This is a genomic window from Marinobacter sp. V032 (assembly GCF_052645435.1).
In genome coordinates this window covers 46,090-58,765 of record NZ_JBQXYE010000002.1, presented here as the reverse complement: position 1 = coordinate 58,765, position 12,676 = coordinate 46,090, and the positions used below count along the sequence as shown (strand labels likewise).

Genomic DNA, 12,676 nt, shown 5'->3' with positions numbered 1-12,676 from the left:
TCGCCAGTAACTGACACGCCGTTTTCATGGAGAGCACCATGGACCCACAGACCCCCTGCCCCTGTGGCAGCAAGCAACCATATTCTAACTGCTGCTATCCCTGTCATCAGGGAACCGACGCCCGTTCTCCAGAGGCATTGATGCGATCCCGCTACACAGCCTTTGTGACCGGCGATGTGGCGTACCTCACGCAAACATGGCACCCGGATACCCGTCCCGAAAACCTGAGTCTTGAAGGCTCTCCCGAATGGACATCTCTCACTATACTGTCTTCGGATGAAACACAGGCGACCGGCAAGGTGCGCTTCCGTGCGCTATACCGGGAACAGGATCAATGGGGATATCTGGAAGAGCATTCGGACTTTGTTAAAGAAGACGGCCGCTGGTACTACCTTTACGGAGAACCCAAACAGGGCATTTTCAAACCGGGTAGAAACGACCCCTGCCCCTGCGGTAGCGGCAAGAAATTCAAAACCTGCTGCATTAACCGGTAGGCCAAAATCAGCCGGTGAACACAGCTGTTCGTCGCGCTATTAATGCACGGGCGACGTGAGTACCGACATCCAGTCGATGACCGGTGTTGGATATACGCCAAACGCAATCACCAGCAGCGCCAGACCCAACACAACCACACCACCGGCCTTCATTCCCCAATTGTCCGGCGCGTCGCGACCACGCATCCCCGGCTCAACCAGATAAAGCGTCACCATCACCCGCAAGTAATAGTAAAGCCCAATCACGCTGCCCGCGATGATACCTCCGACCAGCCACCAGCGCCCGGCCTCGACTCCCAGAGCGACAATATAGAACTTGCCTATAAAGCCTGCCGTAAAGGGGATCCCTGCGAGAGACAGCAAACAGACCGTCAATACCGCGGCAAGATACGGGCGACGCCAGAACAGCCCACGATAATAGTGAAGTGCCGATGCATCTTCACCGCTATACGGGCTGGAAAGCAGCGTCACCACGCCAAACGCACCGAGCGTTGTCATCAGATAGGTGATCAGGTAGATGCCGGCTGTTTCAACAGCAAGCCCATCTGCCACGACCAAAGCAACCAGGAGATACCCGAAATGGGCAATAGATGAATAGCCGAGCAGCCGCTTGAGATTCGTCTGAATCAACGCCAACAGGTTGCCCACAATCATTGTCAGCAGCGCCAGGCCACCGAGCACGGTGTGCAGCCATTCCACATGAAAAGCCGGAGCCACCATCACGATCCGCAGCAGGACGATGAAAACCGCTGCCTTGCTGGCCGTCGCCAGAAACGTCGCCGCAGGCCCAGGGCCACCCTGATAAACATCAGGCGTCCACAGGTGGAAGGGTACAATCGACAGTTTGAAGCCCAGCCCCACCAGCATGAGGCCGGCACCCGCCAGCGCCCAGGCTCCACCACCGCTGCTTTCGAGCCCTGCAAGCAACCCGGCAATGTCCAGACGCCCCGACTGGGAGTACAACAGCGCCATACCGAACAGCAAAAAGGCCGTGGCTGCTGCTGACAACACAAGGTACTTGATACCCGACTCGAGCGAACGCTTGTCGCGATAGGTATAGGCCAGCATGCCGTATAACGGCATTGACAGTAGTTCCAACCCGAAAAACAGCGTCGCGAGATGCTGGCTGGCGACCAGCACCATGCCGCCCGCTGCCGCGCAAAGCATCAGGAGGTAGAACTCCTCTTTCCGGCCCGGGTAGCCTTCCAAGTAAGCGTGGCTCATGGTCAGGCAAGCCAGTGTTGACGCCAACACGAGCACCATACCCAGCATGCTCAAGCGATCAAATACCAACAGCGGCGTCGACACATCGCCTGCGCTGTACACCAGATACAGTGACACCAGAGCCAGATTCAAACCAAGTATCGACACCAATGCTGTGGCCGCGTGCTGCCGACGCCAGGCAATGCCCAGCATCACGGTGACTGCGGTGGCACAAACCAGAATGACGGGCGTCAATGCCATCATGTGCGCGCTTGTCAGCATTATTGCCCTCCTCCGGCCAAGCTACTCATTGGCACAGAGCCAGCAGGAAGCGAGCTCTGGAACAGTCCCTGCACTTCCCCCATCACTGCACTCGTGGTATCCAGCAACGGCTGGGGATAAAGCCCGAACAGCACGACCAGTGCGAAAATCCCCAGCAACATGGTGAACTCGCGCCCATCCAGCCCTTCAAACTTCTGGTCGTTAAGGGACGGCCCGAAATACACGCGCTGCATCAGAATGAGCGAATAAATCGCCGCGAACACCATACCGCAGGCACCAATGATCACGACCACGGGTGCCGTCGGGAAGGTGCCGAACAGCACCATGAATTCGCCGACGAAATTCGCGGTACCGGGCATCCCCAGAGAGGCCGCCACAAAACACAGGGAGAACCCGGGCAGACTGCCCATACGGCCCCAGAGCCCGCCCATTTCCTGCAGGTCACGCGTATTGAGACGCTCGAATAGCTGGCCGCTCATAATGAACAGACCTGCAGCGGAGAACGCATGCGCGACCATAAGCACCACAACCCCCTGCAAAGCGAGCTCTGAACCGGAATAGATACCAATCAGCACAAATCCCATGTGGGAAATACTGGTGTAGGCAATCAGACGCTTGATATCTCGCTGACCACAGGCGAGAACAGCACCGTAGAAGACGCCAACCAGACCCAACGTCATCGCGATGGGTGCAAAAGTCTGGGATGCCTCGGGGAACAAAGGCAAAGCAAACCGCAGCATTCCGTATGCAGCGGTTTTCAGGAGAATGCCGGCAAGATCGACACTGCCTGCAGTCGGTGCCTGGGCGTGTGCATCCGGTAGCCAGCCATGCAGCGGAACAACCGGCAGCTTTACAGCAAACGCGATAAAGAAGCCCAGCATCAGCACCATCGCCATGTTTTCCGACAGTGGTGTCTGCAACAGGTCAGCGTAGCTGAACGAATATTCGCCTGTATTGGCATGATGGGCGAATACCAGTGCGAGGATCGCCACCAGCATGAGCAAACCGCTGGCCTGAGTGTAGATGAAGAACTTGATGGCGGCCCTTATGCGGGTTTTGCCCTCCGATCCACTGTGCCCCCACAGCGCAATCAGAAAGTACATGGGCACCAACATCATTTCCCAGAAGAAGAAAAACAGGAACAGATCGATTGCCAGAAACACCCCGACAACGCCACCCAGAATAAACAGAAGGTTGAGATGAAAGAAGCCGATCCGGTCGTCGATCTCTTTCCATGAACACAGCACCGCCAGCATCCCGAGAAAGCCTGTAAGCGCAATCAGGACAAGTGACAGGCCATCCAGCGCCAGATGCACATCAATTCCGAACCGTGGGATCCACGGCACTTTCCATTCCATCGCCCAGCGAATGGAATCAGCGCCGGCATTCATCGCTGGCAGCTGGTAATCCCCCTGCAGCCATAGCACCAGCGTCATGATCAGCACCAGCATCATGGTAATCAGTGCGATCCAGCGTGGCGCTTTTTCACCCCAACGATCGGCCTGCCAGCACAGCAAGCCGCCAATGAACGGCACCAGGACCAGCCAGAGCAGAATCATACGGCTGGGCTCCTCTTGTCAGCGGTCAGCAGTATCGTCATCGTTTCCCCGTGATCAGCCATGATGAATATCTGAGCCATTGTTAATCCGCCGTTATTGCCCGAATGCCAGAAAAATCAGGACCACCGCAGCCCCGAGCACCATAGACGTGGCGTAAGTACGCACTCGGCCGGTCTGGGTTCGCGTCAATCCAGCGTTAAGCCCTTTGGTAATACTGGCTACCAACCCGAACAGGGCATCGATAATGTCCCGCCGCAGAATAAATACCAGTATCCGGAACGGCCGCACCAGCAAACGGTCGAACAACAGGTCAAAGCCCCAGGCCTGGTTCCAGAGTGTCCATAACGACGCTCCAGGCCCACTGGATACCAGGCGCGCGAGCGCCTCGCGCTTGCGCAGAAACAGCCATGCAGCCAGTGCGATACCGGCGATAGCCGTGCCGGCTGCAATCAACTCAAGTGCGGTATGCCCCGCTTCAGTTGATTCTCCGGGACTTGCAGGCAGCACGCCGGAAAGTGGCGGGTGAATCATGGCGCCGATAAAGGTCGAGAGTACCGCCAGCAGAATCAGAGGCAGGCCATGCTGAAGCCCACGACCCGGTTCGGCATTGCGGGCGTGATCGCTTTTCATTTCGCCATGGAAGGTGCCGATGATCAGCCGCACGGTATACAGCGACGTCAACAAGGCACCCACCAATCCGGCCAGCAGCAAGCCCTTCTGATCGGCAGCCAATGATTGCCAGAGGATGTCATCCTTGCTGTAGAACCCGGCGGTAACCAGCGGGAGCGCAGACAATGCTGCGCCACCGACAATAAAGCCCATATACGCCAACGGCAATCGCCGCCAGAGTCCGCCCAGCTTGCGCATATCCTGCTCATGGTGGCAGCTCACGATCACAGCCCCGGCAGACAGGAACAGCAATGCCTTGAAGAAGGCGTGGGTCATCAGATGGAAAATGGCGGAATCGTAGGCACCGACCCCCAACGCCAGAAACATATAGCCAATCTGGCTCATGGTGGAATAAGCGAGGATCCGCTTGATATCGGTCTGGGCCAGTGCCGCGAAACCGGCCATCAACAGCGTAGCCGCACCAATCACACCGACGAGGTGCAGCACATCGGGCGCCAAATCGAAAATCCCATGCATGCGGGCAATCAGATAGACACCGGCGGTAACCATCGTCGCGGCGTGGATTAATGCCGAAACGGGTGTGGGGCCTGCCATCGCGTCCGCCAGCCAGGTATGAAGCGGCAACTGCGCCGATTTACCCAGTGCACCCCCCAGAAACATCAAGGCGGCCCAGCGTACCAAGGAATCGCCGGTTGCCCAGTGTGCCGGCGCCTGCTCCAGAATCGCGGCGATGTTGAGCGTGCCCAACTCGGCAAATATCAGAAACAGTCCGATCGCCAGAAAGACGTCGCCGATGCGGGTAATCAGGAAGGCCTTGAACGCTGCAGCACCATTGGCGGAGTCCCTGTAGTAATACCCGATCAACAGGTAACTGCAGATGCCCACACCTTCCCAGCCGAGAAACAGCAGCATCAGGTTATCGCCCAGCACCAGCAATACCATGCTGAACACAAACAGGTTCATGTAAGCGAAAAACCGGGTAATGCCCTCTTCACCGCGCATGTACCAGGCAGCGAACAGATGGATCAGAAAGCCGACGCCAGTGATAATCCCCAGCATGGTGATCGACAAACCGTCCAATGCCAGACCTATAGTGGGCGTGAAATTGCCGACTGAAATCCAGGTCCACAGCGTGAGGGTTTGCGCGCTCTGATCACCACTCATGAACTGGATTGTGATGAATGCCGTTACAAGTGCCGCCAAACCGACACTGGAGACACCGACCCAGACACTGCCCCGCTCGCTCATGTGGCCACGGGAAAGCGCCAGAATGAAAGTGCCCAGCAACGGCAGCAAAAACGTCAGCGGCAGATATGACATCGACACTCCCATCATCATCCTCGCATCCCGCTGACCGCATCAGTGTCCAGTGTGCGAAACCGCTGATAAAGCTGAATCAGCAGTGCCAGCCCGACACTGGCCTCGGCCGCCGCCAGAGTGATCACCAGCAAAAACATCGCCTGCCCTTCAGGCTGCTCCCAAGCGGTGCCCGCCACAATAAACGCCAGCCCTGCCGAATTAAGCATGATTTCAAGACTCATGAGCACAAACACCATATTGCGCCGGAACATCAGGCCTGCCAGTCCAATGGCAAAAAGGATCGCAGCCAGGATCAAGCCGTGTTCCATCGGAATGCCGTTCATTGATCGCCTCCTGAATGCTCACCTGAGGTCGCCGATGGCAAGCGCCCGACATGAGACGCCGTGACCAAGGCCGCTAGCAACAGCATTGCCGCCAGCTCGACCACTATGATCCAGGGGCCGAACAAGGTGGCGCCCACCGCTTTGGCGGTCAGGGTTTCGCCCTCTATCACAAGACCGGTATTGCCGCGCCAAAGGGTGATCACCAACACGCCTAACAGGACGGCCGCCAGAATCGACGGGCCGACCCAGGTTTGAGCTTTGAGCCAGATCCGCTCCTGCTCTGCAGCCCCCTGTCCCAGGTTCAGAATCATCACCACGAACACAAACAGCACCATGATGGCGCCCGCGTACACAATAATTTCCAACGCCCCGGCGAATGGCGCGCCCAATGCGAAAAACACGATCGCCACCGCAATCAGCGAAACGATCAGATACAGCAACGCATGCACAGCATTGGTACCGGTTACCACGCCCAGAGTAGCCAGTACTGCCACTAATCCACTGAGGTAAAAAGCGAGTTCCATCGTGCTGTCCCGTTTTTGTTCAATTGCTGGCCGATTCTTGCCCGATTAGTGCTAACTGTAATGCCCCATCACGGCAGCAAACTGGTCACATTGATCGGCTCGTCCTCGTTCTGAGCCTTGCCTTTGTCTTTACCTGCAATGGCCAAACCCGCAACTTTGTAGAAGTGATAATCATGGTCTTTGCCAGGTCCGTTGATCAGCAGGTCTTCTTTTTCGTACACCAGTTCCTGTCGCTTGTACTCGCCCAATTCAAAGTCCGGCGTCAGCTGGATGGCCGATGTCGGACAGGCTTCCTCGCACATGCCACAGAATATGCAACGGGAAAAGTTGATGCGGAAAAACTCCGGATACCAGCGGCCATCATCCTTTTCGCCTTTTTGCAGTGAAATGCAGTCCACCGGGCAGGCAACGGCGCAGAGATTACAGGCGACGCAGCGCTCTTCTCCGTCCGGGTCCCGGGTCAGAACGATACGCCCCCGGTACCGGGGCGGCAGTTTTACCGGCTCCTCCGGGTAATTCAGCGTTTCCCGCTTGCGAAACGAGTGCATAAAAATAATGGCCACTGAACGCAACTGGGACCAGGTGCCTGTGAACAGCCATTTGAGCATTCGTGAACTCCTCCTTTACCGGCTTAACTGGCCGACGTCAGCAAAATAAAGGCGCCCGTGGCCAGCAGGTTGATCAATGTCAGCGGCAGGCAGATTTTCCAGCCGAAACTCATCACCCGGTCATAACGAGGCCGGGGTAACGAGGCCCGCAGCAGAATGAAAAGACACAGGAAAGCGCCTGTCTTCAGTGCAAACCAGATAAACGGCGGTAACCAGGGGCCGTGCCAGCCGCCAAAGAACAAGGTCACAATCAGCGCCGAGACCAGCACCATGCCGACATACTCACCAATAAAGAACATGCCGAACTTCATGCTGGAATATTCAACATGATAACCATCGGCCAGTTCCTGCTCGGCTTCTGGTTGATCAAACGGATGGCGATGGGTGACCGCAATCCCCGCGATCAGGAAGGTACAGAAGCCAAAAAACTGGGGCACAATGAACCACAGGCCTTCCTGAGCGGCGACGATCTCACGCATGTTAAATGAGCCCGCCATGGCCACCACGCCCATCAGCGACAGTCCCATAAAAACTTCGTAGGACAGCGTCTGGGCCGATGCACGCATGGCGCCGATCAGCGCATACTTGTTGCCACTGGACCAACCGCCGAATAAAACCGCGTAAACGTTGATACCGGCCATAGCGAAGAAAAACAGCAAACCAATGTTCAGGTCCGCCACACCCCAGCCCGGCGTAATGGGAATCACCATAAATGACAGCAGCAATGACGCCATGGCGATAGCCGGCGCCAGAACAAACAACTTGCGATCAGCAAATGGCGGAATCCAATCCTCTTTGAAAAAGATCTTGATCATGTCGGCGACGAGCTGAAGCGAACCAAAGGGGCCGACCCGGTTGGGGCCGTAGCGGTCTTGCCACAACCCGAGCAGGCGCCGCTCCACCACCGTCATTACGGCGCCGAGCAAAACACCTCCGAGCAGAATGACCACTGCCTGGCCGACAGCAATGAGCACGTCTATCACCTCTGGTGTCAGCCAGCCCATCATGGTCGCGCCTCCCCGCCGTTATCGAGTTGAGGTTGAGAGTTTGCGTAAGCAGCGTCCCCCCGTGACAACTCACACCAGGCACCAAACAGCGATGGCGGCAGCTCCCCTGCCGGCACAGCTACCAGCCCGGCAGAGAGCCTTGTATCGATCTGCAGCGGCAGAGTCAGTCGACTGTCGCCGGTTATCACGGAAACGGGATCACCGTCGACAAAGCCCAGCGTAGCGGCGTCGGAGGCTGACAACCGTATGTGTGCAGGCTCCGCGCGCTCAAGGATTGGCGCTGCACGGGACGACGTTTCTTCACCACCAAACAAGCGGGGCAACACCAACAGCTGCCAGCGATTGTCCGTTGGAGCATATGCCGCTGGAACATTCGCCGCATAGTCATAGGCGCCCGGTTGCGGGTGCAACAGGCGCACGCCGGGGTCACCCGCCCGCAAGTGCCCCCCCACCTCATCGGTAAACTTGTTCCATGCCTGGGGCGAATTCCATCCCGGTGCCCAGGCGAACGCGACATCTTTGCGCGGCCGGTCAAAGCCGTTGTAGCCTTCCATTGAGAACGTAAACGGCGTATCGGAATCCTGGGGTGTGCGGGGTTCGTTCACGTTCAGGTTGGCCCGCATCGATGTACGCCCGCTGTACCGATGTGGCTCCCGTGCCAGTTTGACGCCATTTACGCGGTAATCAGCATTCTCGGCAGCATCCAGAACCCCGGCAAGTTGCGGGTGACGCTGCGTAAGACTCTGGATTACAGCGTCCAGATTAATATCTGTAGGTTCCTCACGACGCATTCCCGAGCCGAGCGCGTGCAGCCAGCGCCAGCTTTCGTGAATATTGGTGTCCGGCCGGATATAGCGAGGGTCATAAACCTGGAAGAAACGCTGCGCCCGCCCCTCGAGACTGACCAGCGTGCCATCACTCTCCGCGAAACTCGCAGCAGGCAACGACAGGTGGGCTTTCTCCATGGTGCGGGTTTGCTGGTGGTCAATCACGACAATGGCATCAGTTCTGGCCAGCGCAGGATCAATCCGGGAAGGAGGCAGACGCTGATAGAGATCGTTTTCGAGTATGACAACGGCGTCTGCCTGCCCGTCACTCAGAGTGTCCAGCGCCCATTCCAGAGACTGGCCACCCAGCATGGGCAAGCCCGTGCTGTTGGCCTCCCGGCGAATAAGCATCAGTCCACCGGCACACGCACGCCTTGCCAGCGCCCGGGCAACGTTGCCCGCTGCCGCCAGTATGTCGGCCGAATCGAGTGAGCCACCACTGATGATCAAAGGCCGCTTCGCGGCCAGCAGCGAGGCCGCAATTTCTTGAGCAGCATCCCGGAGCGGGTCGGCCAAACCTTCCACTGCCGGTGCTGCGCCGTCAATAATATGGGCAACAGCAAAGCCCAGGCGGGAAATGTCCTGTGGGGCTAAGGCGGGGCAAGGTTGTGCAATATTGTCGAGCCCGGTCTGAGTGGGGTAAGCCACATACAACGGATGACAACTGTCCTGCCCCAGGGTTTTGATTGCGGCGGCATTCCATTCCGGTATGCCACGCTCACCGGCCAGCTCTTCACGCCGGCCCAGCACGGCCTGGCGCACCGCCAGCCCAATCCGGGCGGCGCTCTGGATCAAGTCCTCGCCCAGCACAAACACCGCATCGTGATCTTCAACATCCCGCAGGCTGGGGGTCGGTAATCCGCTGGTGCGACTCAGCTCCGCCATTTGCTCCAGGCCGGCCAGTTCACGCGTCGCTATACCGGTTGAGAAATTTTCAGCCCCCACCAAATGCCGTAACTGGTAATTGCTTTCAAGACTGGCCCGGGGCGAGCCGATGCCGATCACGCGTTTTGCCTCGCGCAGGATATGGCTGCCCCGATCCAGAGCCGCATCGACCGACAGGGCAACCGCGTTGTCTTCTGCTACGGTGCGCCATTGAGGGTGTCGCGGTCGGTCGTCACGATTGACGTAGCCATAACCAAACCGGCCCCGGTCGCAGAGGAAATACCGGTTCACGTCACCGTTATAACGATTCTCGATACGCCGGATTTGTCCATACCGCTCACCGGGGCTGATATTGCAGCCGGCTGCACACTGGTGGCAAATGCTCGGTGCAAACTGCAGATCCCACTTTCGGGTGTATCGATCACTGTGCGTCTGATCCGTGAATACACCAGTCGGACAGACTTCTGTCAGGTTGCCCGAAAATTCGCTTTCCAGAGTACCTTCCTGATAACGGCCAAAGTACACATTATCGTTGGCACCAAATGCACCCAGATCTGTTCCGCCGGCGTAATCGTTATAGAAGCGGACACAGCGATAACAGGTGATGCAGCGATTCATTTCATGGGCGATAAACGGCCCAAGGTTCTGATTGCGATGGGTGCGTTTATTGAAGCGGTAGCGCCGGCGATCATGGGCGGTCATCACCGTCATATCCTGCAGGTGGCAATGCCCGCCTTCCTCGCAGACAGGACAATCGTGGGGGTGATTGATCATCAGCCATTCGACAACACTGGCCCGAAACTCACGGGCCTCTTCGTCTTCAATCGAAATGCGCGTGTTGTCGGACGCCGGCGCCATGCAGGACATCACCAATGCCCCTTTGGTGTCGTCCTCATCCTTGTACTGCTTTACCGCGCACTGCCGGCAGGCTCCCACACTGCCCATCGCCGGATGCCAGCAGAAGTACGGCACATCAAGTCCGAGAGACAGGCAGGCCTGCAGCAGGTTATGCCCGCCATCTACCTCATAGGACTTGCCATCGACATGAATCGTTGCCATTTCGCTATCGGCCTCCCCACGGTGTTGTAGTCACCCGATTCATGCGCCACCTGCCGGTAACGGTTCGGCAGCAGCATGTCTCGAAGACTGACTTACGCCCTGCTCAAACTCACTCCTGAAGTAACGCAGCGCGCTTTCCAATGGCATGGCAGCTCCCGGTGCGTGGGCACAAAACGTTTTACCGGGTCCGAGATCACCGGCGAGCTTACCCAGCATAGCGATGTCACTTTGCCTGCCCTCACCCCGCTCCAACGCCTGAAGCAGTTTGACGGTCCAAGGCAAGCCATCGCGACAGGGGGTACACCAGCCACACGATTCCCGGGCGAAGAACATTTCCAGGTTACGGACCAGCGACACCACACTCTGTTCGTCCGTGACGACAGCCAGCAGCCCCGTACCCAGCCGACTGCCCTGCTTGCCGATCGTGTCAAAATCCAGCGCCAGCTCGAGATGCTCCGGCAATAAAAAACCGGTGCTCCCACCACCGGGTAACCAGGTTTTCAGCGCGCGGCCATCGCGGATACCACCTGCCCGATCCAGCAATTCCGCACCGGACGTGCCGATGGGTAACTCCCACAGGCCTGGCCGATTAACCCGTCCCGATACGCCATAAAGCTTGGTACCGCCATCATCACTCAGCCCACCCGACAACGACTGGTACCATTCAGCCCCGTGTCGCATGACCGCCGGCACATTGCACAGGGTCTCGACGTTGTTGACTACCGTCGGCTTGCCCCAGGCACCGGACTGCCCCGGAAATGGCGGCTTCGCACGGGGATTGGCCCTCTGGCCTTCGAGCGAATTAATTAGCGCGGTTTCCTCACCGCAAATGTAGCGTCCTGCACCGGTATGCAACACCACATCGAAGTCGAAGCCGCTGCCCGCGATATTGTCGCCGAGCCACCCCGCTTCGCGGGCTTCTCCAAGGGCAATGGTGATCGCCCTGGCAGCTTCCCTGTACTCGCCACGAAGGAAGATATAGCCCATCTTCGCGTTATTGGCGTAGGCCGCCAGAATCATGCCTTCAATCAGCAAGTGTGGTAGCTGCTCCAGCAACAACCGGTCCTTGAATGTGCCCGGCTCCATCTCATCGGCATTGCAGACGATGTAACCACGGGGCAAGGCGTCACCCTGCAGAGTCAGGCCCCACTTCACGCCAGCAGAGAAGCCTGCACCGCCCCGGCCACGCACGTTGGCCTTTTTCATTTGCGCGATGACATCCGCTGGTGACATTCCCTTCAGGGTATTGGCAACCGCTGTGTAACCGTCTTTGCCGACATAGTCATCGAGCGCTACCAGCGTATTGTCATCCCGCAGCCGCCAGGTCAACGGATGAGTCTCTTCATTGCGCTCAGCATCGGACTGGTGCAGCTGACACCGATAACGAAGGTTGTCGATATGGGCTGCGTTGTCGCTCATGTGTACACCTCCAGCAATCGACTCACATCCTCCGGCATCACCGGGCCGTAGGTATCGTCATCAATCATCAGCGCCGGCCCCCGATCACAGGCGCCCAGACAACAAACCGGTAGCAAGGTGAACCGGTTATCCGCCGTCGTTTCGCCATATCCGATATCAAGGGCGTCGGCTATCGCATCTTTCAGCGCCTCGTAGCCGGTCAGAAAGCAGGAGCTGCTGTCGCAGATCAGAATCACGTGCCGCCCGACCGGTTGACGGAATATCAGGCTATAAAAGGTCGCCACGCCTTCAACGCTGGCCGGCCCTATGCCAAGTACCTCCGCGATAGCTGGAATTGCCCCGTCAGGAACCCAGCCATGCCGGCGCTGGACAATTTTCAACGCCTCGATACAGGCCGCCTGGGGTTGTTCGTAATGCCCACGCTCGTGTTCGATTTCCGCGCGATCATCCGGGTGCAGTTCGAAACCGTCCCTATCAGTCGCGATGGGCCTGCTGCTATCGGAAGTTGCCGTTTCAATCGTCATCATCTTCATCCG

Annotated in this window: 11 protein-coding genes; 1 reads left to right on the top strand and 10 read right to left on the bottom strand. The window is 57.8% G+C overall.

Annotated features, from left to right (window positions below; genetic code table 11):
- Nucleotides 1–26 precede the first annotated feature (26 nt).
- Nucleotides 27–494 (top strand): YchJ family protein, encoded by a 468-nt coding sequence (locus tag ACUN9X_RS11880; RefSeq protein WP_445473246.1) that lies wholly within the window; start codon nucleotides 27–29, stop codon nucleotides 492–494.
- A gap of 39 nt (nucleotides 495–533) precedes the next feature.
- Here ACUN9X_RS11880 and nuoN read toward each other — a convergent pair whose 3' ends face one another.
- From nuoN to nuoE, 10 genes are all read right to left on the bottom strand, one after another.
- A complete protein-coding gene (gene nuoN / locus ACUN9X_RS11875) occupies nucleotides 534–1,982 on the bottom strand; it encodes an NADH-quinone oxidoreductase subunit NuoN (protein WP_445473469.1) in 1,449 nt (482 codons plus the stop codon).
- A complete protein-coding gene (gene nuoM / locus ACUN9X_RS11870; protein WP_445473245.1) occupies nucleotides 1,979–3,538 on the bottom strand; it encodes an NADH-quinone oxidoreductase subunit M in 1,560 nt (519 codons plus the stop codon). Before nuoM ends, nuoN begins: the two co-directional genes overlap by 4 nt.
- 93 nt (nucleotides 3,539–3,631) lie before the next feature.
- Entirely contained in the window at nucleotides 3,632–5,488 is a 1,857-nt protein-coding gene (gene nuoL, locus ACUN9X_RS11865) for an NADH-quinone oxidoreductase subunit L (RefSeq protein WP_445473244.1), read from the bottom strand.
- Nucleotides 5,489–5,502: 14 nt separating this feature from the next.
- Entirely contained in the window at nucleotides 5,503–5,811 is a 309-nt protein-coding gene (nuoK, locus tag ACUN9X_RS11860; RefSeq protein ID WP_260037916.1) for an NADH-quinone oxidoreductase subunit NuoK, read from the bottom strand.
- The gene (gene nuoJ, locus ACUN9X_RS11855) at nucleotides 5,808–6,335 is read right to left on the bottom strand and encodes an NADH-quinone oxidoreductase subunit J (RefSeq protein ID WP_260037917.1); all 528 of its coding nucleotides are present in this window, start codon (nucleotides 6,333–6,335) and stop codon (nucleotides 5,808–5,810) included. Before nuoJ ends, nuoK begins: the two co-directional genes overlap by 4 nt.
- Nucleotides 6,336–6,403: 68 nt before the next feature.
- The gene (nuoI, locus tag ACUN9X_RS11850) at nucleotides 6,404–6,943 is read right to left on the bottom strand and encodes an NADH-quinone oxidoreductase subunit NuoI (protein ID WP_260037919.1); all 540 of its coding nucleotides are present in this window, start codon (nucleotides 6,941–6,943) and stop codon (nucleotides 6,404–6,406) included.
- A gap of 23 nt (nucleotides 6,944–6,966) precedes the next feature.
- Entirely contained in the window at nucleotides 6,967–7,947 is a 981-nt protein-coding gene (gene nuoH, locus ACUN9X_RS11845; protein WP_445473468.1) for an NADH-quinone oxidoreductase subunit NuoH, read from the bottom strand.
- Entirely contained in the window at nucleotides 7,947–10,721 is a 2,775-nt protein-coding gene (gene nuoG / locus ACUN9X_RS11840; protein ID WP_445473243.1) for an NADH-quinone oxidoreductase subunit NuoG, read from the bottom strand. Before nuoG ends, nuoH begins: the two co-directional genes overlap by 1 nt.
- Before the next feature lie 39 nt (nucleotides 10,722–10,760).
- Nucleotides 10,761–12,140 carry an NADH-quinone oxidoreductase subunit NuoF gene (gene nuoF, locus ACUN9X_RS11835; protein ID WP_445473242.1) on the bottom strand — a complete coding sequence of 460 codons (1,380 nt, stop codon included), beginning with the start codon at nucleotides 12,138–12,140 and terminating at the stop codon, nucleotides 10,761–10,763.
- Nucleotides 12,137–12,667: an NADH-quinone oxidoreductase subunit NuoE gene (gene nuoE / locus ACUN9X_RS11830; protein ID WP_445473241.1), complete on the bottom strand. Its 531-nt coding sequence runs from the start codon at nucleotides 12,665–12,667 to the stop codon at nucleotides 12,137–12,139. Before nuoE ends, nuoF begins: the two co-directional genes overlap by 4 nt.
- Nucleotides 12,668–12,676: the final 9 nt, after the last annotated feature.